Source organism: Ensifer sp. MJa1 (assembly GCF_037026475.1).
Taxonomy (GTDB): domain Bacteria; phylum Pseudomonadota; class Alphaproteobacteria; order Rhizobiales; family Rhizobiaceae; genus Ensifer.
In genome coordinates this window covers 461,210-486,113 of the sequence record NZ_JAKUMO010000001.1, presented here as the reverse complement: position 1 = coordinate 486,113, position 24,904 = coordinate 461,210, and the positions used below count along the sequence as shown (strand labels likewise).

General features: G+C 62.3%; 27 protein-coding genes. 13 read left to right on the top strand and 14 right to left on the bottom strand.

The annotated features are described in order from the left end of the window. Positions 1 to 59: 59 nt before the first annotated feature. Both MKZ91_RS02490 and MKZ91_RS02485 read left to right on the top strand, forming a co-directional pair. Positions 60 to 608 carry a hypothetical protein gene (locus tag MKZ91_RS02490; RefSeq protein WP_336167611.1) on the top strand — a complete coding sequence of 183 codons (549 nt, stop codon included), beginning with the start codon at positions 60 to 62 and terminating at the stop codon, positions 606 to 608. A gap of 123 nt (positions 609 to 731) precedes the next feature. Then, entirely contained in the window at positions 732 to 854 is a 123-nt protein-coding gene (locus MKZ91_RS02485) for a hypothetical protein (RefSeq protein ID WP_336167609.1), read from the top strand. A 154-nt stretch (positions 855 to 1,008) separates the two neighbouring features. Here the strand turns inward: MKZ91_RS02485 and MKZ91_RS02480 are convergent, their stop codons facing one another. Next, a complete protein-coding gene (locus MKZ91_RS02480; RefSeq protein ID WP_336167607.1) occupies positions 1,009 to 1,146 on the bottom strand; it encodes a hypothetical protein in 138 nt (45 codons plus the stop codon). Between the two features lie 342 nt (positions 1,147 to 1,488). On the opposite strand from MKZ91_RS02480, the gene MKZ91_RS02475 reads away from it, so the two are divergent. The 6 genes from MKZ91_RS02475 (at position 1,489) to MKZ91_RS02450 (ending at position 4,842) form a co-directional block, all read left to right on the top strand. Next, entirely contained in the window at positions 1,489 to 1,881 is a 393-nt protein-coding gene (locus MKZ91_RS02475; RefSeq protein WP_336167606.1) for a hypothetical protein, read from the top strand. A 128-nt stretch (positions 1,882 to 2,009) separates the two neighbouring features. Further along, positions 2,010 to 2,237 (top strand): DUF982 domain-containing protein, encoded by a 228-nt coding sequence (locus MKZ91_RS02470; RefSeq protein ID WP_442892177.1) that lies wholly within the window; start codon positions 2,010 to 2,012, stop codon positions 2,235 to 2,237. Between the two features lie 288 nt (positions 2,238 to 2,525). Then, positions 2,526 to 2,762, top strand: coding sequence for a DUF982 domain-containing protein (locus MKZ91_RS02465; protein WP_336167771.1), 237 nt, complete (start codon positions 2,526 to 2,528; stop codon positions 2,760 to 2,762). A gap of 321 nt (positions 2,763 to 3,083) precedes the next feature. After that, positions 3,084 to 3,290, top strand: coding sequence for a hypothetical protein (locus tag MKZ91_RS02460; protein WP_336167602.1), 207 nt, complete (start codon positions 3,084 to 3,086; stop codon positions 3,288 to 3,290). A 258-nt stretch (positions 3,291 to 3,548) separates the two neighbouring features. Next, positions 3,549 to 4,235: a fumarylacetoacetate hydrolase family protein gene (locus MKZ91_RS02455; RefSeq protein ID WP_336167600.1), complete on the top strand. Its 687-nt coding sequence runs from the start codon at positions 3,549 to 3,551 to the stop codon at positions 4,233 to 4,235. Between the two features lie 76 nt (positions 4,236 to 4,311). After that, complete coding sequence (locus MKZ91_RS02450; protein WP_336167598.1) at positions 4,312 to 4,842, top strand: gamma carbonic anhydrase family protein; 531 nt, start codon at positions 4,312 to 4,314, stop codon at positions 4,840 to 4,842. Between the two features lie 48 nt (positions 4,843 to 4,890). Here the strand turns inward: MKZ91_RS02450 and MKZ91_RS02445 are convergent, their stop codons facing one another. The 3 genes from MKZ91_RS02445 to MKZ91_RS02435 are packed head-to-tail and all read right to left on the bottom strand — an operon-like array spanning position 4,891 to position 7,014. Beyond that, positions 4,891 to 5,286, bottom strand: a complete 396-nt coding sequence (locus MKZ91_RS02445) for a Fur family transcriptional regulator (protein ID WP_336167596.1) — start codon at positions 5,284 to 5,286, stop codon at positions 4,891 to 4,893. After that, positions 5,286 to 6,116: a zinc ABC transporter permease subunit ZnuB gene (gene znuB, locus MKZ91_RS02440; RefSeq protein WP_336167594.1), complete on the bottom strand. Its 831-nt coding sequence runs from the start codon at positions 6,114 to 6,116 to the stop codon at positions 5,286 to 5,288. Before znuB ends, MKZ91_RS02445 begins: the two co-directional genes overlap by 1 nt. Then, positions 6,109 to 7,014: a metal ABC transporter ATP-binding protein gene (locus tag MKZ91_RS02435; protein WP_336167592.1), complete on the bottom strand. Its 906-nt coding sequence runs from the start codon at positions 7,012 to 7,014 to the stop codon at positions 6,109 to 6,111. The genes znuB and MKZ91_RS02435 overlap by 8 nt, the downstream gene beginning before the upstream one ends. 185 nt (positions 7,015 to 7,199) lie before the next feature. Between MKZ91_RS02435 and MKZ91_RS02430 the strand changes: the two genes are divergently transcribed. The 3 genes from MKZ91_RS02430 (at position 7,200) to MKZ91_RS02420 (ending at position 9,970) form a co-directional block, all read left to right on the top strand. Then, complete coding sequence (locus MKZ91_RS02430; RefSeq protein WP_336167590.1) at positions 7,200 to 8,225, top strand: zinc ABC transporter substrate-binding protein; 1,026 nt, start codon at positions 7,200 to 7,202, stop codon at positions 8,223 to 8,225. Between the two features lie 330 nt (positions 8,226 to 8,555). After that, positions 8,556 to 9,758, top strand: coding sequence for a zinc metallochaperone GTPase ZigA (gene zigA, locus MKZ91_RS02425; RefSeq protein ID WP_336167588.1), 1,203 nt, complete (start codon positions 8,556 to 8,558; stop codon positions 9,756 to 9,758). Further along, the gene (locus tag MKZ91_RS02420; RefSeq protein WP_336167586.1) at positions 9,758 to 9,970 is read left to right on the top strand and encodes a hypothetical protein; all 213 of its coding nucleotides are present in this window, start codon (positions 9,758 to 9,760) and stop codon (positions 9,968 to 9,970) included. The genes zigA and MKZ91_RS02420 overlap by 1 nt, the downstream gene beginning before the upstream one ends. A gap of 36 nt (positions 9,971 to 10,006) precedes the next feature. On the opposite strand, the gene MKZ91_RS02415 is transcribed toward MKZ91_RS02420, so the two are convergent. Together MKZ91_RS02415 and MKZ91_RS02410 are read right to left on the bottom strand one after the other, a co-directional pair. Further along, complete coding sequence (locus MKZ91_RS02415; RefSeq protein ID WP_336167583.1) at positions 10,007 to 10,384, bottom strand: RcnB family protein; 378 nt, start codon at positions 10,382 to 10,384, stop codon at positions 10,007 to 10,009. Positions 10,385 to 10,508: 124 nt separating this feature from the next. Next, positions 10,509 to 12,137 carry a glycoside hydrolase family 43 protein gene (locus MKZ91_RS02410; RefSeq protein ID WP_336167581.1) on the bottom strand — a complete coding sequence of 543 codons (1,629 nt, stop codon included), beginning with the start codon at positions 12,135 to 12,137 and terminating at the stop codon, positions 10,509 to 10,511. A gap of 345 nt (positions 12,138 to 12,482) precedes the next feature. Between MKZ91_RS02410 and MKZ91_RS02405 the strand changes: the two genes are divergently transcribed. Beyond that, positions 12,483 to 13,058 carry a TRAP transporter small permease subunit gene (locus tag MKZ91_RS02405; protein WP_336167579.1) on the top strand — a complete coding sequence of 192 codons (576 nt, stop codon included), beginning with the start codon at positions 12,483 to 12,485 and terminating at the stop codon, positions 13,056 to 13,058. Then, positions 13,055 to 14,911 (top strand): TRAP transporter large permease, encoded by a 1,857-nt coding sequence (locus MKZ91_RS02400; RefSeq protein WP_336167577.1) that lies wholly within the window; start codon positions 13,055 to 13,057, stop codon positions 14,909 to 14,911. Before MKZ91_RS02405 ends, MKZ91_RS02400 begins: the two co-directional genes overlap by 4 nt. A 348-nt stretch (positions 14,912 to 15,259) precedes the next feature. Here MKZ91_RS02400 and MKZ91_RS02395 read toward each other — a convergent pair whose 3' ends face one another. The 8 genes from MKZ91_RS02395 to MKZ91_RS02360 all read right to left on the bottom strand — a co-directional run bounded on the left by MKZ91_RS02395 (position 15,260) and on the right by MKZ91_RS02360 (position 24,862). Next, a complete protein-coding gene (locus MKZ91_RS02395; protein ID WP_336167575.1) occupies positions 15,260 to 15,673 on the bottom strand; it encodes a cupin domain-containing protein in 414 nt (137 codons plus the stop codon). A 188-nt stretch (positions 15,674 to 15,861) separates the two neighbouring features. Then, positions 15,862 to 16,968, bottom strand: a complete 1,107-nt coding sequence (locus MKZ91_RS02390) for a TRAP transporter substrate-binding protein (RefSeq protein WP_336167573.1) — start codon at positions 16,966 to 16,968, stop codon at positions 15,862 to 15,864. 275 nt (positions 16,969 to 17,243) lie between these two features. Next, positions 17,244 to 18,272, bottom strand: a complete 1,029-nt coding sequence (mgrA, locus tag MKZ91_RS02385) for an L-glyceraldehyde 3-phosphate reductase (protein ID WP_336167571.1) — start codon at positions 18,270 to 18,272, stop codon at positions 17,244 to 17,246. Positions 18,273 to 18,449: 177 nt separating this feature from the next. After that, positions 18,450 to 19,520, bottom strand: a complete 1,071-nt coding sequence (locus tag MKZ91_RS02380) for a DUF4274 domain-containing protein (protein ID WP_336167569.1) — start codon at positions 19,518 to 19,520, stop codon at positions 18,450 to 18,452. Positions 19,521 to 19,681: 161 nt separating this feature from the next. Beyond that, positions 19,682 to 20,860: a Gfo/Idh/MocA family protein gene (locus MKZ91_RS02375; RefSeq protein WP_336167567.1), complete on the bottom strand. Its 1,179-nt coding sequence runs from the start codon at positions 20,858 to 20,860 to the stop codon at positions 19,682 to 19,684. 15 nt (positions 20,861 to 20,875) lie between these two features. Next, positions 20,876 to 21,637, bottom strand: coding sequence for a sugar phosphate isomerase/epimerase family protein (locus MKZ91_RS02370; RefSeq protein WP_336167565.1), 762 nt, complete (start codon positions 21,635 to 21,637; stop codon positions 20,876 to 20,878). A 55-nt stretch (positions 21,638 to 21,692) separates the two neighbouring features. Continuing rightward, positions 21,693 to 22,382 (bottom strand): D-lyxose/D-mannose family sugar isomerase, encoded by a 690-nt coding sequence (locus MKZ91_RS02365; protein WP_336167563.1) that lies wholly within the window; start codon positions 22,380 to 22,382, stop codon positions 21,693 to 21,695. A 5-nt stretch (positions 22,383 to 22,387) separates the two neighbouring features. Further along, on the bottom strand, positions 22,388 to 24,862 hold the full coding sequence (locus MKZ91_RS02360; protein WP_336167561.1) for a beta-mannosidase: 2,475 nt from the start codon (positions 24,860 to 24,862) through the stop codon (positions 22,388 to 22,390). Positions 24,863 to 24,904: the final 42 nt, after the last annotated feature.

Sequence of the window (24,904 nt, the reverse complement as noted above, 5' to 3'; positions counted from 1 at the left end):
ACCATTGGCGGCCTTTTGGCGCCAAGCCTCCCAGATGGGACGGCGCCTTATACAGCGCAATGCACAAAAATGCGAGATCGTGTTGTGCCGCACCCGACCGACGCCTCCTTGCACAACCTGAAGCACAATGGCCTCATGATGAGGCGAATGCCTATCCGATTGATATTGCAGCATTGCCATGCACCAGATACAACCTGCGCGAAAAATCCGCATGGGGAACAATTATGCTGAAATACCTCAATCTCGCGCTGGCCGCTTTTGCCCTTTCCGGCTGCCAGCCACCGGCGCCAGAATCCGTCGTTGCGTCGCAAAGACCGCCGTCCAAAGCCGTGCGCAACGAATATGTCAAACTGGTGCGCGGCGTTGGCGCCAAGGGCGCCGAGTTCAAGACAGCGGAGATTTCGAGTGTGGTCCTGCTCAATCCCGACGCCAACATCTACGCCTTCTGCGTACGCTTCCGGGAAATGCGGATACAGGAGCGGCTGCAAGTGAGCGGCTACGCGCTCCGCGACGGCAAGATCATCGACGCAAGCACCTATGATAGCCGCTGCAACGACAAGCGACTGCGCTACTACGACTTCCCGGAGATGCGCGCGGTCCGGGGCTGACAGGATCAAGCCTCGGGGCGGCGGCTTGGCCGAACGCCTCCAGCCGCCGCCATGATGGTTTCCGATTTGTTAAGAAGAATCGCAGATTGTGTCGCCCCAACACAATCGTCGTCGGAGCGAAACATGAGCTACGATTGGAGCGGCGCCCGGCGCCGGCGGACAATAGCAACGATTCTGGGCGCCGCCTTCATACTGACGGCGCTGGCTGCCACGGTGGCCGCCTCGGTTGCCGGCAGCATCTTCTGACCCTCATTGGGGTCGCATCCTCGGCAAAGGTCGTGCGGCATCGGCCTGGCAACGTCGGAGCGCAACGCCTGCCGGAGGTCAGCTTGCCTTCTCCATCGCGAGATGATCGGTTGCTGATGCAACCAGCAAGCGAAGAAATCATCTCATGTCGAAGTCACCGGACGAAATGAGCAGTGAAGAACTCCGTCTCCATGGCGACGCGGCCCAATTGGGGCAACTCTCGGTCCTGAACGCGACGGTCGCGGCCCTCGTCATGCAGGCCGAAGACAAAGCAGGCAATTGTCGGGGCCATCGCCAATTGCCTCGCTGATCTCAGGTCCGCCTGGCAGAACGTAGCGGACGCGACCTCCTTCGCCGAGGCGGCAATGGCTGGCGCACAGTCATCCGCCGATCTCTTTTTCTACTACGCCGCTCCACCAGGGCAGCACGACGCATGACGCCATTCGCCGCCATCACCGTTTCCCGGACTTGACAGGAACAACCCAAGGCGATTACTGCGCGGCGCGTTCAATTCGACGCTAGCAAGGTCGCTGCCCGCCACATCGCCTCCCCTTGAAGCCATTTCGATCCGAGGAATATTGCGGTAAGACAGCGCACCTGTATCGATACAGAAGACCCAACAAGGACCGCCGGCATGAAACGCGCAATCGTGGCATTCCTCACGCTTCTCTTGGCCGGATGCCAATCGATGGAGTTGGAGGCGCCCGAAGTCGCCAAGCCAAGGCCAGTCGCACCTTCCGTGCCGACGCTCTCCGGCGATACGCTGCAAGCCTTTCTCGTCGGCAAGACGCTCCGCTACAATCTCAACGGCGTGAACTCCACCTTCTTCGCCGACGGCCGCTATGGCTACCGCGACTATGAGGTGCGCGACGGCGGCAGCTACACCATCACCGGTGACGAAGTCTGCATCACCTTCGAGGATGGCGGCCGGCGCTGCGACCAGTATGCGCTGATTGGCTCCGACTACTATCGCATCGAGGAAGGCGGCCGCCGCACCAAGGTGGACCGCGTCGTGCCAGCAGCCTGATCGGCTCACCCCGTTTCGCCACGCAGTTGATCGGACCCCTCATTCCCGAGGGGTTCATTTCACATGCGTTCTGGCATAGTGCGCACAACGACCGGGAACTCGGCGGGCGGGAGGAACAGGTGGCCCCTTTGCGTGCGACTCAATGCCTGGCCCTGTCCAAGGGCGACATGGAGCGGCTGCAGCGTGTCTTCGACGCGGTTTGCCTCGAACAGGGGTGGCCGCGTGACGGCGACCGCGCTCGCCGTCACGCCAGAATGCTGATCGACGACTATCTCGCCGGCAACACCAACGAGGGACGCCTGCTGGTTGCCGGCCGCGCCTTTGCCGAGCGTTTGCAGCGCGACACCCACCTCTAGGCCAGACGGCGGTAGCGTGACGACAGGGGACCAAGAACACGCCGGGAGGCGGGTTGCCGCAGTCGATTTGGTGCGCGCCGCAGGCGGTGGCGGTGCGATTGGTCTGGACCAAAGTTGCCGTATTTGCTGCCATAGGTTGAGTTGCTTTTAACAGAACACCCAAAAGCTGCTTACAAAAGCGCGCTCCTGCGGTACATTAGCAAGATCGACTGCCGAAACGCGTGAGGAGCCAGCGGCCGGCAGCCGCAAATGCCGATGTTCATTGAGATGATCTCGAGGAGGAGACGCATGCAATTAATCTGGAAACAGCCGATCGAACTCGATTTTATCAGCGGTGATTGCCGCACCGTCAAAGGCCCCTCTGACGCGCTTGCCTGCCTGGCAGACCATTGGCCCCGTCGCGGGCCGTTCTACGTCGCCGCCCGCAGTGCCTGCCGTGCCGCCATCGACGGCCGCCGTACCGCTGAAGAAGCTCGATCCCTGTTCATGTCGGCCGCAGAGGAAGCCGAACTGAACGCGCACTGAAGCCCGCCCAAGCGCCGGCGCGGACACCGCCGCTTGAAGCGTGGCAATGGCGCTCGCCATCGGCCAGCGCGAGGAATGGAATTTTTTGCTCGACGCCGCAGATCCAAAGCGTCGGCTCAGTAATTGGGCATTTGCCCGAATTTCGCATTGTTTCGGCACATTATCGTCAGAACACGCATGATTTTCCCAGAAATGGTCAGATTTCTGTCGTGAAGCTTTCATTTCTCTGGCCTATATTCTGAGGTGCCTCACAAAAACCAATTTCGGAGCGTTTAATCCCATCAAGGGAATTTCAAAAAAACGATAAACGGGAGAGAACTTATGAGCGAGAGCAATCTCTATCGCATCGTTGAAGTCAGCATGAAGCGTGAAGGCGGCCGCCGCGACGTCGGCATCATGACCGTACGCCAGGCCCTTGAGCTTCCCGAAGTCCCCAGCCTCGAATACAGCCATCCCGAGCTCAATTCGCGCTCGGACGGTCGGTTCCTGACAAGAGACCAGCTTCAGGCCTACGCGCAGTGCGCCTGAGTTTGCCCCCGTGGCACCCGCACCGGGTGCCATGACCCCAAGCGCGCCCATCCGGGCGCGCCGCCAACTTCCACCTCATTCCATCGTCCTATTTTTCCGCGGATCGTTTCCGATTCGCGAAATTATGCAGTAACGTCCGGCGCAGGATTCTCCTCCGCAGAACCGAAACCGAACCGGTGGCGGTGCAGCGGCCCCTCGAAATTCTCGGCGAGACGCGTCCCACATCCACGGGGGGCGGCGCCGCAAGACCGGACGAACATGGAAACGATCATTCCCCCTCCGCCGCCAGTTCTTTTGCCGATATCAGGCAGCCTCGTCGGTTTTCCGGTGCGCCGGATCTATTGCGTCGGCCGCAACTATGCCGCCCACGCCATCGAGATGGGCCATGACCCCGACCGCGAGCCGCCGTTCTTTTTCCAGAAGAACCCCGACAACCTGCTCGTCGCCGGCCGCACCTTCCCCTACCCACCGCTCACCACGGATGTCCATCACGAGGTCGAACTGGTCGTGGCGCTGAAGCGCGGCGGCAGCGACATCGCCGTCGAAGAGGCGCTGGATTGCGTTTACGGCTATGCTGTCGGCATCGACTTTACCCGCCGCGACCTGCAGGCCGAAGCCAAGAAGGCGGGTAAGCCCTGGGCGGCCGCCAAGGCCTTCGAACATTCCGCCCCGGTCTCGGCGATCACGCCGGCTGAAACGATCGGCCACCCGGTCAACGGCAATATCTGGCTGAAGGTCAACGGCGAAATGCGCCAGCAAGGCGATCTCGACCAGATGATCTGGAAGGTGCCGGAAGTCATCGCCGAACTGTCGAAGCTCTTCACGCTTGCGCCGGGTGATATCATCATGACCGGCACGCCCTCGGGCGTCGGCCCTGTGCTGCGCGGCGACGAGGTGACCTGCGGCGTCGACGGCGTCGCAGCACTTGCGGTGACCGTGCTCTAGCGAGAGAAGTCCCCGGCAGCGCCCCAAGCGGCCAATCCGGGTTTGCGTGATCGAGACTGCAAAAGGATACATGCCGATGCCGCTTTATGCCCTTGGACCACTTCGCCCGCAGACGCCTGCAAACGGCAGCTACTGGGTGGCGCCGGACGCAAACGTCATCGGTCAGGTCGAGATCGGCGACGAGGTCGGTATCTGGTTCGGCGTGACGCTGCGCGGCGACAACGAACCGATCCGCTTGGGCGCACGCACCAACATCCAGGAAAACGTCGTCATCCATGTCGACCCGGGTTTCCCGGTGACGATCGGCGAAGGCTGCACCATCGGCCATGGCGCCATCATCCATGGCTGCACCATCGGCGAGAACTCTCTGATCGGCATGGGCGCGACCGTGCTCAACGGCGCCAAGATCGGCCGCAACTGCCTCGTCGGCGCCAATGCGCTGGTAACGGAGGGCAAGGAGTTCCCCGACAATTCGCTGATCGTCGGCGCTCCGGCCAAGGCGATCCGCACACTCGATGACGCAACCGTCGAGGGACTGAAGCGCTCGGCAGCGCACTACGTCAAGAATTGGCGGCGCTACGCGTCGGACCTCTCCCGGCTGGACTGAGCGGCTGGCAAGCCAAGGAAGGACCCGCCTGCGTAGGCGGAACCGCCCTTATGCGCAGCTCTGGCAGTGGCCGCGTATCTCGATCGTGGTCTTCTCTGTCTTGAAGTTCTGCGCCCGCGTCAGCGTCGAAAGCCGCTGCTCGATCGCCTCGTCATGAAACTCCGTCACCTGGCCGCAGCCTTCGCAGATGGTGAAGGCCGTAACGCCGTGGTCGTGCTCGTGGTCATGTGGGCAAGAGCAGGCGACAAAGGCGTTGAGGCTCTCCAGCCGGTGCACCATGCCGTATTCGAGCAGCTTGTCGAGCGCGCGGTAAACCTGCAGCGGCGCGCGGAAGCCATGGTCGCGCAGTTTGTCGAGAATGGTATAGGCGCTCATCGGCCCTTCGGAATGGCTGAGCGCATCCATCACCAGCGTCTGGTTCTTGGTCAGTTGCGGCGTAGCCATCAGTGGTGCCCTCCAGGCGTGGAATGATGCGCCGCTTCCATGGAGCGGCGGCCGATCGGTAGCAGACTGAGAACGAAAAGCCCAACTGCCGCAACGACGATAGACGGTCCCGACGGCGTATCCCAGTGCAGCGAGCCGAAAAGTCCACCGGTGACGGCAAGCGCGCCGATCACCGAAGCGAGAACCGCCATCGCTTCCGGCGAGGTTGCAAAGCGGCGCGCGGTGGCGGCCGGAATGATCAGCAGCGAGGTGATCAGCAGAATGCCGACGATCTTCATGGCGATCGCGATCACCAGGGCCATCAGCAGCATGAAGAACAGCCGCGTACGCTCGGGCTTCAGCCCCTCGGCCTCCGCCAGCTCCGGGTTGACGGTCGAGGCGAGCAGCGGCCGCCAGAGATAGATGATGGCGAAAATGACAAGAATGCCGCCACCCCAGATGATATCGATGTCGGATTCCGAGACTGCAAGGATATCGCCGAAGAGGAAGCCGACGAGATCGATGCGCACCCATGTCATGAAGGCGACGATGACGAGGCCGAAGGACAGCGCCGAATGCGAGAGGATGCCGAGCAGCGCATCGGTCGACAGCGCCCCACGCCGCTGCAGGAAGAGAAGCAGCACGGATACCAAGGCGGCGACGATGAAGACGCTCAGCATCAGATTGAGTTCGAGGAGCAGCGACAGCGCCACGCCAAGCAGCGCCGAATGAGCCATGGTGTCGCCGAAATAGGCCATGCGCCGCCAGATAACGAAGCAGCCGAGCGGACCCGCCATGACGGCAATGCCGATGCCGGCGATCAGCGCGCGCACGAAGAAATCGTCAAGCATCGCGCTTCTCCTTCACGTCATAGCCATGCAGGCGCGTGTGATGGCCGCAGCCGCAATCCTCGCCGTGGTCGTGCACGTTTTCCTCGTCCTCATGATGATGGCCGTCACCGGGATAGCAATGTTCGGTGATCGAGCCGTCGGCATGCAGCACCCGGCCATCGGGCAGATGGGTGTGGTCGTGGTGGTGACTGTAGACGGCAAGTGTGTTGGCGGCGCGCCTGCCGAAGAGTTTCTGGTATTCCGGGCTCTGGCTGACGGCCTGCGGCGTGCCGCGGCAGCAGACATGGCCATTGAGACAGACGACCGTGTCGGTCTCCGCCATGACGATATGCAGGTCGTGCGAGATCAGGAGGATGCCGCAGCCGGTGCGGTTGCGGATCTGCTTGATCAGTTCGTAAAGCGCGATCTCGCCGCTGAAATCGACACCCTGGACCGGCTCGTCGAGCACCAGCAGGTCCGGCTTGCGGGCAATGGCCCGGGCAAGCAGCGCGCGCTGGAACTCGCCACCTGAGAGATGCTGCACTTCGGCTTTGGCCAGATGCAGCACGCCGGTCGCAGACAGCGCCTCTTCGATCTCCTTGCCCTTGAGCGGCCCGGTCAGCGTCATCAGTCGCTCGACTGTCAGCGGCAACGTCCAGTCGACTGCAAGCTTCTGCGGCACGTAGCCGACCTTCAGGCCCGGTTTGCGCTCGACATAGCCCTCGTCGGGTTTGAGCACTCCGATCGCCGTCTTCGCCGTCGTCGACTTGCCGGAGCCGTTCGGGCCGATCAGCGTGACGATCTCACCCGGACTGATCGAGAATTCGACGCCGCGCACCAGCCAGCGGCCGTTGCGACGCACGCCGGCATTGCTGAGATTGACCAGCGGCAGCGTATCTGGGGAGCGGAAATTCAGCATGAAAAAAAATCCGGATTGGATGGTTGCCACTGGCTATCGCACACGTTATAGCATAACGCAATTGATGTAATAACATTACATTACTGCTTCAAGCCCTTCAATGGCCTGTCGCATCGATACTTTGCATGCCCGACTGCGTGCCCGGTCGAAACGACCCGGTGCGCCATTCAAGCCCGGAGAACCCGATGAAATCGACATCCGCCCTGCTTCTTGCCTCCACCATGCTCATCGCCTCGCCGGCTCTCGCCGCCGGCCCCAATGTGGTGGTTTCGATCAAGCCTATCCACTCGCTCGTCGCCTCGATCATGCAGGGCGTGGCCGAACCGTCGCTGATCGTCGAGGGCGCGGCCTCCCCGCACACCTATAACATGAAGCCCTCCAACGCTTCGGCACTGCAGGCGGCAAAGGTGGTCTTCTGGGTCGGCCCGGGTCTCGAAGCCTTCCTCGACAAGCCGCTCGATACGTTGACCACAGGCGCAAAAATTGTCGAACTCAGCGAAGCGCCCGGCATCGTGAAACTGAAGTTCCGCGAAGGCGGCGCCTTCGAGGCGCATGACGACGGCGATGAAGACCATGGCGACGAGGGGCACGGCGAAGAAGGCCACAAGCATGCCGAAGGCGAAGCAAAGCATGACCACGCGGCCGCCCCGGAAGCGGCCGCAGGGGAAGAACACGATCACGGCCACGGCGATACCGACCTGCATATGTGGCTCGACCCGTTGAATGCCAAGGCGATGGCCGCCGAGATCGAAAAGACGCTCGTTGAGGCCGACCCGGACAATGCCGGCGCCTACAAGGCCAATCTCGAGGCGCTGAACAAGCGTCTGGACGCGCTCGACGCCACGCTCAAGGAGACGGTGGCGCCGGTGAAGGACAAGCCCTTCGTCGTCTTCCACGACGCCTACCAGTATTTCGAGCACCGCTACAAGGTGCGCGTCGCCGGCTCGATCACCGTCAGCCCGGAAGTTCTGCCGGGTGCGGACCGCCTGTCCCAGATCCACGCCAAGATCAGGGAACTGGGCGCGACCTGCGTCTTCGCCGAGCCGCAGTTCGAACCGAAGCTGATCAATGTCGTGATCGAGGGAACGCCGGCGAAGTCCGGCACGCTCGACCCGGAAGCCGGCACGCTTGATGCCGGCCCGGACCTCTACTTCCTGATGATGGAAGGCATCGGTACGTCGCTCAAGACCTGCCTGTCCTCAGCCAGCTGATCCGTCCTCCCAAGACGGTGTGGGTGCGCCTTCGGGCTCCCCCTCTCCCCCGTCATGCTCGGGCTTGACCCGAGCATCCAGCCCCCAGGCGATAGCGTAAAACCGGCCATGGTTGCGCGCCTGAGTTCTGGATCCTCGGGTCAAGCCCGAGGATGACCGGAGGAGAGGTCAACCGCAGACAACGGAAAGCTTGCGACAAGGATCCGGCTGCCCAGCATCCGAAGCCACCGGAATGTCGAAAACCAAATTTCGCAATCTCGTTCAGGCGGGCGTTCGCGCTCGCCTTTTTATACGCAATAAATGTAACGGTATAACATATAGGAACCATCGATGGAAAAGCTTCCTGTCACGGTGCTCTCCGGCTTTCTCGGCGCCGGCAAGACGACCCTGCTCAACCACGTGCTCTCCAACCGCGACGGCCTGCGCGTCGCCGTCATCGTCAATGACATGAGCGAGGTCAACATTGACGCGGCGCTGGTCCGCGATGGCGGCGCCGGCCTGTCGCGTACCGAAGAACAGCTGGTGGAAATGACCAATGGCTGCATCTGTTGCACGCTGCGTGACGATCTCCTGAAGGAGGTTCGCAACCTCGCCGAACAGAACCGCTTCGACTACCTGCTGATCGAATCGAGCGGCATCTCCGAACCCCTGCCGGTCGCCACCACTTTCGACTTCCGCGACGAGAATGGTGAGAGCCTCGCCGACGTCGCCCGCCTCGACACCATGGTGACGGTCGTCGATGCGGCAAACCTCGTCGCCGACTACTCTTCGCTCGACTTCCTTGCCGACCGCGGCGAGACCGCCGGCGAAGGCGATACGCGCACGCTCGTCGACCTGCTGGTCGAGCAGATCGAGTTTGCCGATGTCGTCGTTCTCAACAAGGTTGGTACCGCCACGCCGGAACAGGTCGATGCCGCCCGCAAGATCATCGTCGGGCTCAATCCGGACGCGCAGCTGATCGAAACCGATTTCGGCAGGGTGAAGCTTCGGGACGTGCTCGGAACCGGTCGTTTCGACCTCGTGAAGGCCGAGCAGCATCCGCTCTGGTACAAGGAATTGAACGGCTTCAAGGACCACGTGCCCGAGACCGAGGAATACGGCATCCGATCCTTCGTCTATCGCGCCCGCCGGCCCTTCGATCCGATGCGCTTCCAGGCCTTCCTCAACCGCTCCTGGCCCGGCGTTCTGCGCGCCAAGGGCTTCTTCTGGCTTGCGACCCGCCCGCACTATGTCGGCGAACTCAGCCAGGCAGGCCCGCTCGTGCGCACCGGCAAGATGGGACTGTGGTGGTCTGCCGTGCCCAAGGAACAATGGCCGCGAGAACCCGGATTTCTCGCGGCGGTCGGCCGTTATACCGACCCGGTCTGGGGCGACCGGCGGCAGGAAATCGTCTTCATCGGCGCCGACCCGATGGACGAGGCAAAGCTCGTCGCCGAACTCGACGCCTGCCTGATCGCCGACGAGAGCTTTCGCCCCGAGCGCTGGCGCGACCTCCCCGACCCCTTCGCCAACTGGTCGCCGCGGGCGGCCTGATGGCAGACGCCGCACGCGCTCCGCGCCGGCCACGCTTCGTCTGCATGGCGCTCAATGCCGCCGGGCGCCCGGTGCCGACGTTTGACCCGTTCCTCGGCGACATGGCCGGCGAGGAAGAGGCGCTGGCCGCGATGGGCGAGATCGAACACTTGCTTTTCGGGGAGCGACCTGGCGGCGTCCCGGGATATCGAAAGGGCGAAGGGGCGGCGTGAGAATGCCACCCCTTCGATCATCGGTTCCTGACGATATCAGTGCGCCGTCGCCAGGCCGAGGATGACGCCGGTCGCCAGGCTGATCAGCAGGAAGTCGTTGCCGGAGCGCACCCACTGCTGGCCGCGCGGCGGCGGGCGAAGCCTGTAGTAGCGGTAGTCGCGCACCTGGGCCATGTGGCGGCGCTCGGCCGGCGACAGGCGATGGCCGCGGGCCCAGCGTTCTTTCTTCTTGACGGTCACCCGCTTCTCGATCGTCACGTGCTTGTCGACATGGCGGTCCACATGACGGTCAACCGGGCGCCGGGTGCGATCATAGTTCTGCGCCACCTCGAAGGATCCGGCCGATTGGGCAAGAGCTGCCACCGGCGTGACCAGTACGGAACTGGCGACGAGTGCAATCAGGAGACGTTTCATCGGGGTGTCCTTTCGTTGTCTGCACCCCGAAACTACGGTCCGCTTCCTGAACCCAATATGAAACGCCACATTACAAATACGTAATGATACCATTAGCTTATTTGGAACCTCTTACATTCGTCGTTCATGACGCGGTAAGGTTGACGTAACGGAAGTTATCGAAATCCGCCGGCTTGCCCGCGCCCGATGTGTCGAAGGCAAACAACCCTGCGAAGGCGCCGGTAAAGGAGCCGTGCTCGCCGCGGCCGCCCTCGTCCGAAACGACGCCGGCATCGAGGACCGGACCGATCGGCAACCAATCCTGAGCGCCCGCCGGTCGCCAGAAGAACTGCAGGTCGTTGTCGCGGATCTCCATCGCAAGGTCGGTCGGACCATCCGGAATGGCGACGCCGCTTCCAAGCGGAAACTCCAGCCGGCCGTGCGGGAAATCGCCAGGGCATGAGAGGATCGTCAATGTCCGGCCCAGCGTCTCGTGCCGGGTCACACCGAGCGCATGGAACTTGTGGCGGTTATAGTAGTGCGTCAGGCCCGCGACCTGCTGGTAGGTCTCGGCGACGAAATCGACCGTCGTCTCGGCGCGGAAGCAATGATGCTCCTGCCGGCGCGCGACCAGCGCCTGTTCGAACCAGCTGCCGATGCTCTCGCGTCCGAACAGCCTGACATGGCCGGGACGTCTTTCGAGCGAAAAGATCCGCTCCGGCTGGGGCGTGCGCAGCCACTGGAACTCGACCGGAAGCGTGCCGTCATCGAAATCCGTTTCGACAACAGTCGGCACCGTCACCTGCTCCACCGATCCTGGAGCAGGCACAAGCACGTCCGGTACCGGCCCGCCATTTGCAAGGTAGAGCCAGCCATCGTCACGCCAGACGCATTTCTGCAGCGCCGTCTCGCGGCCGAGCGTGCAACGGCGGAGGGGCGGCAGCGGCCGGCCGGTCAGATGGGTGTGATAGGCCTGTCCATCCGGCGTCTCGATGTACTGGCCGTGGCCGGCGCGCTGCAACGGGGCTTCCGGGTGATCCTTTGATGTGATCAGGTAGGTGTCCGGATGCATCTCATAAGGCCCGTCGATGGTGTGCGAGCGCGCCATCGTCACCGCATGGTCGTAGCCGGTGCCGCCTTCGGCGGTCGTCAGGTAGTACCAGCCGTTCTTCTTGAAGAGATGCGGCCCCTCGACGAGACCAAGCGGCGAACCGGCAAAGATGTTCTTGACCGGCCCGACGAGCCTTCGTGTGCGCTCATCCCATTCCTGCAGCAGGATGCCGTCGAAGGCCGGATGCTTTGGCGAGCCGCCAAAACTCTCGGTGCGGTGGTTCCATTGCATGTTGAGGAACCACTTGCGCCCGTCGTCGTCGTGAAACAGCGAAGGGTCGAAGCCGGACGAATTGACATAGACCGGGTCCGACCAGGTCGCCTCGATCGCTTCTGCGGTCACGATGTAGTTGTGCGCGTCCTTGAAGTTGCCGTCGAAGCGCTTGACGTCGGTGTAGACAAGCCAGAACAGCCCGTCGTCATAGGAAAGGCACGGTGCCCAGACGCCGCAGCTGTCGGGGTTGCCACGCATGTCGAGCTGGCTTTTGCGCTCCAGTGGTCGGCGCACCAGTTTCCAGTTCACCAGATCGCGCGAATGGTGGATCTGCACGCCCGGGTACCACTCGAAGGTGGAGGTGGCGATGTAATAATCGTCGCCGACGCGGCAGATCGATGGGTCCGGATTGAAGCCCGGCAGAATGGGGTTGCGGATCATGGCGGTCATTGTTCTGGCGTCCTCCCTTGGCGGCGCCATCCGACCTCAAAAATCATACGAATTCAAGACTGCAACGTTACAGTAAATCGCCCCTCACCATTCTGGCGGCGACCTTTCCACATCGATTCGAGCGGCGCCTGTGCCTCTGGAGAGGGCTGGCGCTCGCGCACATCCGGCAAGTCCGACCGGATTGCACAAACAATGTGCAGCGCGCAGGGCGACCCATTCAACTTTAGTCGGAGACAGCTGAACTATACGGGAAAATCGCGCCACAGGCTTGAACGCGCGCTTGAAATCGGCACTCTGGCTGTGCTTGGCACAACAACCATAAAAGCCATTGCGGGGAGGAAATCGATGAGAGCTTTGCTCGGCTTCAGCCGATTGATAGACACGATCACGGAATTTATCGGCAAGAACGTTTCCTGGCTGATCCTGGCGGCGGTGCTCGTCAGCGCCGGTAACGCGATTATCCGCAAGATCTTCAACATGTCGTCGAACGCCTGGCTCGAGGCGCAGTGGTACCTGTTCGGTGCCGCCTTCATGTTTGCCGCTGCCTATACGCTCAGCCAGAACGAGCACATCCGCATCGACGTGGTCTACGGCCAGTTCTCGCGCCGGGTGCAGCACTGGATCGATCTGCTCGGGCACCTGCTGTTCCTGATGCCCTTCGTGCTGCTGGTACTCTACTACCTCTTCCCCTACGTGAAGATGTCCTATGTCTCGGGCGAGGTCTCCTCCTCGGCCGGCGGCCTGATCATCTGGCCGGCCAAGGCGATCCTCCTTATCGGCTTCCTGCTGCTCGCCTTCCAGGGCGTGTCGGAGATCATCAAGAAAATCGCGATCATGACCGGGAACATGGAAGACCCGACACCCTATGTGCCGACCCATGCGCCGCTTGACGATGTCGTGTCTCCGGAGACCCGTCCATGATCGAATTCATTGCTGAAAACCTGGCGCCGATCATGTTCGCATCGCTGATCGTGTTCCTGCTTTTAGGGTACCCGGTCGCCTTCTCGCTCGCCGCCAACGGCCTCTTGTTCTTCATCATCGGCGTCGAACTCGCGCCGTTCTCCGATTCGATCAACCTCTCCTGGCCGCTGCTCAACGCGCTGCCGGACCGGTTCTGGGGGGTGATGTCGAACGACACATTGCTTGCCATCCCCTTCTTTACCTTCATGGGGATCGTGCTCGAGAAATCGGGCATGGCCGAAGACCTGCTCGACACGATCGGCCAGCTCTTCGGCCCGATCCGTGGCGGTCTCGCCTATGCGGTCATCTTCGTCGGCGCGCTGCTTGCAGCCACGACCGGGGTCGTCGCCGCTTCGGTCATCGCCATGGGCCTGATCTCACTGCCGATCATGCTGCGCTACGGCTATGACCGCAGGGTTGCGTCCGGCGTGATCGCCGCTTCGGGCACGCTTGCCCAGATCATTCCGCCGTCGCTCGTGCTCATCGTTCTTGCCGACCAGCTCGGCCGCTCGGTCGGCGACATGTATGCCGGCGCGCTGATCCCGGGTCTGGTGCTGACCGGTCTTTACATGGGCTACATCCTGTTGATGTCATTCCTGAAGCGCGACAGCATGCCGGCATTGCCGCTTGAAGCCCGCACGCTGGGTTCGGGCGTTACCTCGCTCGCAATTGCGCTCGCGGTTGCCGCCGGCATCGCCTATGCCGCCCATGTCTATCTCTCCCCGACCCAGGGTGAGAACGCCGACATCCTCGGCGGCACGGTTGGCGTTGCCTTCATCTATGTCGTCGCCCTCATCGACAAGGGCTTCAAGATCAACGCGATGTCCAGGCTTGCCCAGCAGGTCATCATCGTGCTGATTCCGCCGCTGGCCCTGATCTTCCTGGTGCTCGGCACCATCTTCTTGGGCATCGCGACGCCGACCGAAGGCGGCGCCATGGGTGCCGTGGGCGCGCTGATCATGGCCGCCGCCAAGGGCCGTCTCAACATGGAAGTTGTCCGTGGGGCACTCACGGCAACGACCCGGCTTTCGGCCTTCGTGCTGTTCATCCTGATTGGTGCGCGCGTCTTCTCGCTCACCTTCTATGGCGTCAACGGCCACATCTGGGTCGAACACCTCTTGACGGCGATGCCGGGCGGCGAGACCGGCTTCCTCATTGCCGTCAACATGCTCGTCTTCTTCCTGGCGTTTTTCCTGGATTTCTTCGAGCTCGCCTTCATCATCGTGCCGCTCTTGGCGCCCGCTGCCGACAAGCTCGGCATCGACCTCATCTGGTTCGGCGTTCTGCTTGGCATCAACATGCAGACAAGCTTCATGCACCCGCCCTTCGGCTTCGCGCTCTTCTATCTGCGCTCGGTCGCGGCCAAGGTGCCCTATCTCGACAAGATCACCGGCAAGACGATCCAGCCGGTCACGACTGCCCAGATCTATTGGGGTGCAGTGCCCTTCGTCTGCATCCAGATCCTGATGGTGGCTCTGACGATCATGTTCCCGCAGATGGTCATGCACTACAAGGGAACGGGCACTGCCGTCGATCCGAACACGATCAAGATCGAAGTTCCCGGCTTCGGCACCGGCGGTGGTGGTCTCGGTCTGCCAGACAGTGGCGGCGGCCTCGGCCTTCCCGGCGGTCTGCAGCTTCCAGGCGGCAGCCCGCTCGACCAGAAGCCGGCCGATCAGGGTGGCGGCTCTGGCGCCCAACCGCAGACCGCACCTTCGACGGACCTCAGCCAGCCGCCTTCGTTTGGCACCCCGGGTGCTGAGCCGCAGACGGCACCGTCAAACGACCTCAGCCAACCGCCGTCGTTCAAGTAAGACGGCTGGCAGACAGACAGAGGGCGGCCCAAACAGGCCGCCCTTTTCATTTAGGCAACGATGTATCTAATCATTGGAAGCTTTCCGGTGCTTGCGCCGACGAACGCCACCCTCATTCCTGTGCTCGTCACAGGAATCTAACCAGCCCAAGTCTTTGGGCTGAAAGGGTCTTTTGACCCGACGGACGTCGGGTCGCTGGATATCCGCCACAATGGCGAAGATGAGGGGGAGAGGAATACGCCCCTCGCCAAGAAGACCATCTTCCGGCTTTGACTTCAGCCAAAGCGCAGCCATGTGAGCCGTCCGCTCCCCCCCGAACGATTGCTGTATTCGGTTATCGAGCCCGGCTCACTCCAGCCGCTTCGCCGGATTGTCGCGATACCAGTCGACGATCATGGGCATCATCTCCTCGAACGGGCCGCCGACATAGACGTTGAGGAGGCCCATGCGGGACGTGCTTTCGTTCCGGAAATCGTGCATCGTCCCGCGCGGGATGACGCAGAGCGCGCCCTTCGCCATCTGGTGCCAGGTGTCGCCGACGAGGATGCTCGCGGTACCCTCGATCACGTAGAAGATCTCGTCATTGTCGTCGTGCTTGTGGGCGCCCGGCCCTTCGTGTTTGGCATCGAGCCACCATTCCGAGATGGAAAAGCGGCCGGCCGTTTCTGCACCGTCGGCTTTGAAGACGGCCTTGATGGCGCCCATGTCGTATCGGCGGCCCTCGTCAGGCCCAAGCACGACCGATTGGCCCTCGCTTGGCATTGCACCTTCTCCCTTCAATCAAGGCCGCAACCATACCACGAAACACCGGCCGTGCCGCGCCGCGTGTTGCACGCGCATGGACGAGCGAAGGCAGGGCCGTCGAAATGTCGGCGGTCACCGACCGAAACGAAAAGGCCGCCCGCGACTGATGTCGCGAGCGGCCCCGATCGTCTGACGCAGGCTTGGGCTTAGAGCTTGCCGCCGCGCTGCTGGATCATCATGAAGGTGTCGTAGTTGTATTCGGCGATCTGGGCGTTGAGGTAGTACTCGCCGCGGAAGGCCTTGATCGAGTCCCAGATCTTCTTGAAGGTCGGGTTGGAGTCTTCCATTTCGGCATAGACTTCGTTCGCCTTGTCGAAGCAGGCCGACAGGATTTCGGCGCTGAACGGGCTGAGCTTGGCACCCGAAGCCACCAGGCGCTTGATCGCGGAGGGGTTCAGGTAGTCGTACTTCTGCAGCATGTTCGCGTCGGTCGCCTGGCAGGCGGTGCGCAGCAGCGACTGGTAGTTCTTCGGAAGCGCCTCGAAGGCCGCCTTGTTGAACATGGCGTGGACCGTCGGGCCACCTTCCCACCAGCCGGGATAGTAGTAGTAGGGCGCAACCTTGTAGAAGCCGAGCTTCTCGTCGTCATAGGGGCCGACCCATTCCGCAGCGTCGATGGTGCCCTTTTCGAGCGCCGGATAGATGTCGCCGCCGGCGATCTGCTGCGGCACGACGCCGAGCTTTTCCACGACCTTGCCGGCAAAGCCCCCGATGCGCATCTTCAGGCCCTGCAAGTCGGCGACCGTCTTGATCTCCTTGCGGAACCAGCCGCCCATCTGAACCCCGGTATTACCGTTGGGGAAACCGACGAGGCCTTGGGTGCCGAGGAATTCGTTGAAGAGATCGATGCCGCCGCCATGGTAGTGCCAGGCGTTCATGCCACGTGCATTGAGCGCGAAGGGAACGGCTGCACCCAGCGCCCAGGTTGGGTCCTTGCCCCAGTAATAGTATGAAACCGTGTGGCAGGCTTCGACCGTACCGGCAGCCGCAGCATCGGCAGCCTGCAGGCCGGGCACGATTTCGCCGGCGGCAAAGACCTGGATCTGGAAGTTGCCGTCGGTCGCTTCGGACACGTGTTTCGCCAGCACTTCGCCGCCGCCGTAGATCGTGTCGAGCGACTTCGGGAACGACGACGCCAGGCGCCAGTTGATCTTGGGGTTTGCCTGGGCGATGGCCGGCGTTGCAAGTGCTGCAGCACCCGCTGCGGCCAAGCCGCCAAGGCTTGCGTTTTTAATGAATGAACGGCGATCCATGGTTCCTCCCCTAGTTCTCGCCAAAAGGGCAGCCGCGCTCAGCGCTACCACCCATTCTGTCCACCCCGCCCCTTCCCGGACGTCGGTGGCTCCTCCTCGTTAACCTGCCGAAACGACGCAAATGGCGTCGAAATCGACCGGCATGATCGCACCTTACAGAAACACGGGACCATGTCCAGACGGCGCTTTCCGGCACTTGTTCGACTTTTGTCTAATGTGCCGGAAAGCAGGCTATTTTGCCTAAAATGCAGGCAAATCAATGTTTTCAGGCAAAATCAACGCTCGGCCGACTTGGCCCAGAGGTTGATATCCGCCTCGCGGGCATACAGATCGATCTCGGCCAGTTCTTCGGCCGTGAACGTGTCGTTTTCCAGCGCCTTGACGCAATCGACGATCTGTTCGGAGCGGCTGGCGCCGATCAGCGCCGAGGTGATCCGGCCGTTGCGCAGCACCCAGGCAAGCGCCATCTGCGCCAGCGTCTGGCCGCGCTTTTCGGCAATGCCGTTCAGCTTGCGGATGTTGTCGATAATCTCCGGGCGGATGAAATCCTTCTTGAGGAAATGGTTTTGCGCAGCACGGCTGTCGGACGGGATGCCGCCGAGATACTTCGTGGTCAGCATGCCCTGGGCGAGCGGCGAAAAGACGATCGAGCCGATGCCGAGATCTTCGAGCGTATGGATCAGCCCGTCGTCCTCGATCCAGCGGTTGAGCATCGAATAGCTCGGCTGGTGGATGAGGCAGGGCGTGCCGAGATCCTTCAGGATCGCGGCCGCCTCGCGGGTTCGCTGCGAATTGTAGGAAGAAATGCCGACATAGAGCGCCCGGCCCGATCGCACGATATGGTCGAGCGCGCCGCAGGTTTCTTCAAGCGGTGTCTCCGGGTCGAAGCGGTGCGAATAGAAGATGTCGACATAGTCGAGGCCCATGCGCTTCAGGCTCTGGTCGCAGGACGCGATCAGATACTTGCGACTGCCCCATTCGCCGTAAGGGCCGGCCCACATGTCGTAGCCGGCCTTCGACGAGATGATCAGTTCGTCGCGAAGCCCGGCAAAATCCGTGCGCATGATCTCGCCGAAGGCAGTCTCGGCCGAGCCCGGAGGCGGGCCGTAATTGTTGGCGAGGTCGAAATGGGTGATGCCGAGATCGAACGCGGTGCGGCACATGTCGACCTTGCGGTCATGCGGCGTGTCATTGCCGAAATTGTGCCACAGGCCCAGCGATATCGCCGGCAGCTTGAGGCCCGAGCGGCCAAGGCGGTTATACTTCATGCTGTCGTAGCGGTTTTCCGCCGGTAGCCAGGTCATCGCACAATCCTCCGCGATCCATGTCCGGATGGCGGTGGTTCCGCCCTCCAATAAACTCAAAGGTTTCCGCAACATGCGCGGAAAACCCGTTAGGCAAAGCTCTACTCCATAAGCCGAAAACTCGGAATCCGGAATCGGCATCTTGCGCACAGTTTCAAGGCGCTTTTTCGCAATCGTTCAGAGCGTCGGTCTCAGCGCTGCCGGCACGAGCAGGCAATCATCGTGAACCTCAAAATCCGTCTTCGGCCTCCGCCCGGTCAGGAGCGCCGGCTTCGACAGGAGCTTCACAGGCAGCAAGAAAGGCAGCTTGCGCCCGTCGCCTTCGATCCGCTGCTTTTCGCCAAGCATCATCTCGAGCAGCGCTGCGTTCGCTTCCGATGTGCAGAGCCGGTCCGGCGCCAGCTCACGGCGGACTAAGCTCTCGTCTTCCGATCGTTTGCCGATCATGGCGAGCAGCCGGACCTCGCTCGAGGCTGCCGGGTCGGCATCCCCGGCCGTGCGCCACCGCAGTCCGCCCGCTGCTTTATCCATCGCGACATCAGGCTGCATCAGTTGCAGGATGAGAAGCGCGGTCGATGCATCGCATTCGGGCTGGCTGACGACCCACAGCAGGATGTCGTAGATCTCCGGATAGTCCCAGTTCAAATCGGCCAGCAGGTGCCACATGTCCGGATCACGCGGCGCTCTGGTTTCCAGCCAATCGAGAATGCCGGCGATCTGCAGACGATCGAATGTGCGTCCGTTTTGCTGCTTCGTGGTCACGCTGTCCGCAGCATGCTCAACATGAGCTCCGGATCGTTCGCCGGCATCGGGATCTCCGGCGCTTGCGTGCACGCCTGATGTCACCGGCTGCTCCTGCAAGAGGCCACGGAGTTGGCGGACAACCGTCTGTTCCTTTGCACTCAGCCGTCGAAGGGCTTTGTTGAATTGCCCGTCCGTCATGATGGTCGCCGCATGCGCCAGTTCCACGGCGCGCAATTCACGCGGGCTGAGATCGGCGAGCGCCGGCGGCGCACCCCCACCCCTGTTTTCGGTGATTGCTTCGATAACTGTCAGCACGGCATAATCCGTTTGAGCGCCCAACGTCACCGCCTGCGGATCGGCGATCAATCTGCGGCGCGCGGCGTCATATGCCTCCGTGAACCTGCCGAGCGCGGCGTTCGATTTTCGGCGGCTGACGTGGCGATAGATGAGCAACGCCGCTGCCAGAACGACGACTGCACTCCAAAACAACGTCTCGATACGCATATGCAGACCCCAGATTGCGCTGCACGATCTTTAGTGACCATGCCTTGCAATGGGATTAACCGCGCCCTTTCGCCCCCACCTTCCTGGCTTGAGGTCGTGGTGCCCTGCGCTGCGAACACCAGGACGGGCGCTCAGTTTGTGCTGAGCGCCCGCACCGGTCCTTACGAGGCTGCAGCACGCCTTTCGCTCGACACGTCCTCCTCCACCTCGCGCAGCAGCGCCCTCGCCTCCTCGATGCCGAGGGCTGCCGGCTGGCTGCAGGTGGTGGAGAGCTCGATGAAGCGCCCCTCCTCTCCGGACTTCAGGATCGATACCATGACGTCGACGCCATGCAGCGCGCGGTCGAGCGAGCAACGGGCATCGCGTCCTTCGAGGATCGCGAGCGCCATGTCGGCAAGGCCGGCGGTGCGGTAGTTCGCCATCGGGCCCTGCGGATGCTCCTGGTTGGCAACGCCGAAGGGATGGTCCCAGGGCTCCAGCGGCTCGATCTTCTTGTCACGGCCGCTCATCTCCACCGTGCCGCCGAAGAAGTTCGGATCGGGCACATAGAGCGAGCCTTCGGTGCCGTAGAGTTCCATGTTGGCGTGGCGGTGCGACCAGACATCCCAGCTTGCCGACAGCGTGATCGTCGCGCCGTTCTCAAATTCGAGCAGAGCGTGGATGTTGGTCGGGGTCTTGACCGGGATTTCCTCGCCCTTGCGCGGCTCGCTGGTGATGGTGCGGGTCGGATGGGCCATGGAGGACAGGGCCGCAACGCGCTTCACCGGCCCGATCAGGTTGATCAGGTTGGCGATGTAATAGGGGCCGAGATCGAGGATCGGGCCGCCGCCGGGCAGGAAGAAGAAGTCCGGGTTCGGATGCCACATCTCCATGCCCGGGCTCATGACGTGGCAGGTGCCCGAGGTCACTCGGCCGATCTTGCCGGCGTCGATCGTGCTGCGGGCAAGCTGGTGCGCGCCACCCAGGAACGTATCCGGCGCGCAACCGACGGAAAGGCCCTTCGCCTTGGCGATCGCCCGGAGGTCCTCGCCTTGCTCCAGCGAGAGCACCAGCGGCTTTTCCGAATAGACGTGCTTGCCGGCTTCGAGGATCGCCCTGGAGACCGGATAATGCGCATCCGGAATGGTGAGGTTGACGACGATGTCGACAGCCGGATTGGCAAGCAGCGCCTCGATGCTCTGGGCCTCAACGCCGTATTCGGCTGCCCGCGCTTCGGCTGCCGCCGGGTTGATATCGGCGCAGGCAACGACCTTGATGCCCTTGAAGAGCGGCGCGAGCTTGAAGTAGGTGGTGGAGATGTTGCCGCATCCGATGATGCCGACGCCAAGTTCCTTGATCATGGATAAACCTGCTTCTCAATAGGATTGGATGGAGGTGAGCGAACGCTTGGCGAAGCGCTTGAAATCGCTCGGGTTGTCATGTTCGGCAATGAAGTAGCGGACCTTGGTGGCAGACAGCGCCTGGAACAGGCCCTTCCAGTCGACGGTGCCGTCGCCGACATCGGCCCAGCCGTCCTCGTCCTTCTTCTCGCCCGTCGGCGCAATGTCCTTCACATGCACGGCGGTGATGCGATTGCCATATTTCTTGATCCAGGCGATCGGATCGGCGCCGCCGCGGATGATCCAGGCGATATCGGCTTCCCAGGAAAGGTCCGGTCCGCCCTCGAAGATCAGATCCTGCGGGATGCTGCCGTCAGCAAGTGCGAAAAACTCGAAGTCGTGGTTGTGCCAGCCGAAGATCAGCCCGGCATCGCGATAGGGCTTGCCGGCCTTCTGCAGCCGCTCGCCGAAGGCACGCCAGCCGGCGGCATCCGTCGGCCGCTGGTCGGGCATCAGGTAGGGGCAATAGATCGCCTTGATGCCAAGCGCCTTGGCAATGGCAAGCACACGGTCCGGATCGCTTTCGAGCATGTCCAGGCCGAAGTGCGCGGTTGGCATGGCGAGACCATTCTCGTCGAGCCCTGCCTTGAAGCTTGCGATCTCGGCGTCGGTGAGCGCCGCATAGAGCGCGCCATAGCCTTCGACCTGGCTGTAACCGGCCTCGCCCAGCGCCTTCAGCACATTGGCAAAGGGCGGGAAGTTGCGGGCGCTGTAAAGTTGGAAACTGACGTCCTTCATGAAATCCTCCTCGTTCAGTCCTTGGGGTCTTGGGGGCATTTTTGGGTGTTGGGGATCACTTCAGCCAGGTGTCGTAGTCCGACACCAGCAGGTGGGTGGGCGCGTCGTCCTCCTCGATCGCCGAGAAGCGACCGACGGGTTCGCGGAAATAGTTGTCGGTGAGATCGTCGTTGACGGTCGAAACCTCGCCCATCAGCACGTCGGCGCCTTCGGCCCAGAAGGCATGCCAGTTGCCGGGCAGTAGCGTGACGCTTTCGCCGGCCTTGAGTTTCAAGAGCTGCCCGGCTTTCAACGTGCGCAGCCGCGCGTCGGTGGCGACGATCACGTCGCTCTCCTCGTCGACGCTGCCGTCAGGCTTCGAATTGTACATCTGCAGCACCAGCGAACCGCCGCCGCGATTGATGATGTCCTCGGTCTTGACCGCATGGCGGTGCAGCGGGTTGACCTGGTCCTTGGCGGTGATCATCAGCTTTTCGGCATAGACCATGCCGTGCCCGGTCCCAAGATTGGCGGCATTGCCGTTGCGCAAGGTGAAGAGCACCAGCCCAAACTGGTCGAAACGTCCCCTGCCGTAGTCGGTGATGTCCCAGCCGAGCCGGGCGTCGAAGATCGACGGGCTGTCGGAGGCAACATGCGACTTCAGCTGTTCCGGCGAACAATAGGCAAAGGGCGGCAAGGTGAAGCCGTAGCTCTTCATGAAGGCACCGCTCTCGGCGATGATATCGTTGACGTGGCTGCGTTTCATGACGGTCAACCTTTTCCCTGGCAGGATTCAAGATCGAAGGCGGTAAAGCTCGGGCGTTCACCCGCAGCGAGCGTCATCTTCGGTGTGAACCGGACGACCTTTGTCTCGCCAGCGAGGAGATCGAAGGCATTGTCGGAGTAGCGCCCGGCGACATCGGCCTCGATCATCACGTGCAGCGCCAGGCCGCTCGCCCGGAGCGCAACGTCGAATGCGCCCTCGCCTGCTGGTGTCACGTCGAGCGTCATGCCGGATGGCTGAAGGTCGAGCGCCTTGTAGGTGCCGTTGACGTGGTGTCCCTCACCGCGCATGCCGTTCGACGCCGCGAAGGTCCAGAACAGCAGGCTACCTTCCGGAACGTCGGAAGCCGCCATTGTCACGAGCGTTGCAGCACGGTCCGGACCACAGGTGCCGGCAGCCGCCGTCAATGGCGTCCGCCTGCCGTCGAGCGAAACCAGGAAAGTCTCCAGTTCCACCGTCACCGGCTCGGCCGTGTCGTTGACCATCGAGAAGGAGATCTCCTTGCCGTCGGTCGACGGGATGGCCGCGACCGAAACCGGCTGGAAGAAGCGGCGCACCATGTAGTGCATCGCCTTCCAACTGCCGCCATAGTCGAGGCTTGACCACGAGGCGACCGGCCAGGTGTCGTTGAGCTGCCAGTAGAGCGTGCCCATGCAATGGGGCTTCAGCGAGCGCCAGTAGTCGACGGCTGTGCGGATCGCCAGGCCCTGCTGGATCTGGCTGAGATAGACGAAAGCCGGGAAATCCTTGGGAAAGCGGAAGTAGCGGAACATCGTGCCGGCGATGCGCTCGTTGCCGCCGACATTCTTCTGGTGGCTCTCGATCACGGGCGAGGCAATGTTGAGGTCCTTTGTCCCCGCGAACTGCCGGATGACCGGCATCGACGTATAGGACTGGAAGCCGAACTCCGAGCAGAAGCGCGGGCGCACGGTACGGTAATTGTCGAAGGACTTGTTCTCGTGCCAGACCGACCAGTAGTGCATGTCACCGGAACCATCGGCATGCCAGGCGTCGCCGAAATCAAGATAGCCGGACGCCGGGCTCGACGGCCACCAGATCGCCTCTGGCAGTGCCGCCTTCAGCGCCACCTCGATGGTGCGGTTCAGCCGGTCGTAGGAAACGAGATAACGATCGCGATCCCTGCGCGGCTCGTCAAACCAGGTGAGCGCACCGACGAGTTCATTGTCGCCGCACCACACCGCGATCGACGGATGCGACGACAGGCGCTTGGCCTGGTAGTCCACTTCGGCGGCGACATTCTCCAGGAAATCCGGCGTCGAGGGATAAAGGTTGCAGGCGAACATGAAGTCCTGCCAGACCAAGAGCCCGAGCCGGTCGCAGAGATCGTAGAACCAGTCCGGCTCGTAGAAGCCGCCGCCCCAGACGCGGATCATGTTCATGTTGGCATCGACAGCCGAGGTCAAAAGGTCCTCAACGCCTTCGCGTGTCACCCGTGACGCCAGCGCGTCGGCCGGAATCCAGTTGGCGCCTTTGCAGAAGATCTCGCGGCCATTGACGCGGAAGGCAAAGCGGCTGCCCGCCTCGTCCTTGTCGGTCAGAAGCTCGATGGTGCGGAAGCCGATCTGGCGGCTCACCTGTTCCTGCGGCACCTCGACCGTCAGCCGCGACAGATGCTGCTCGCCGCTACCCGCCGGCCACCAACGCTTTGGCTCCGCCACGCTGAACACATGAGTGATGCGCGTCTCGCCCTTGCCGACGGCGCAGTCCAGCCGCTCGCGGTCCTCGTCGAGCGAGAAGTGCACGGGTACGATACCGGGGCCATCGGCAAAGAGCGTCGCGGTCACGACCAGATCGACCGAACCGTCTTCCAGCCAGACCTGCTTGGTCGTCACATGCTCGATGCGGGTGATCTCCAGCCGGCAAAGGGCGATGTCGCCATAGACCCCGAGCGGCGCGATCGCGAGGTTCCAGTCCCAGCCGAAATGGCACTGGGGCTTCCTGAGCATGTTGCCATTGGCGATCGGCGAATTGCCGGGATGGTATGGCACGTAGAACGGTTGCTCCGCCTGCCGGCGCGCGCCCTCGGCAATCGAGGAATGCAGGACGATGCGGATGCGGTTCTCGCCGGCGACGAGTGCCTTCGAAACGTCAGGTCGATAGCGGCGGAAGCAATTCTCTGCTTCCAGCACCAGCTGGTCATTAACGAAGACCGAAGCAACCGTATCGAGGCTTTCGAGGTCGAGATACCAGTAGCCAGCGACATCTTGCGCCGCCACGGTCACCGTGCGCTCGATCACCCAGTCCTTGTGCGCCACCCACTGCACGTCGTTCTCATTGCGACCGACATAGGGATCGTCGATCACGCCGGCCGCAAGCAACGCCGTGTGCACGTCGCCCGGCAGCGCGATCGCCAGCGCATGGCTGTTGTCGGCGGAGCTGAGCTGCCAATCCCCTGAAAGGTCGAGACGGATGGCGGTTCGGGTGTAGTCAGCAGAGAGCATTGTCGTATTCCATCGATCGACCGGCGACGCCGGCACAGTCAT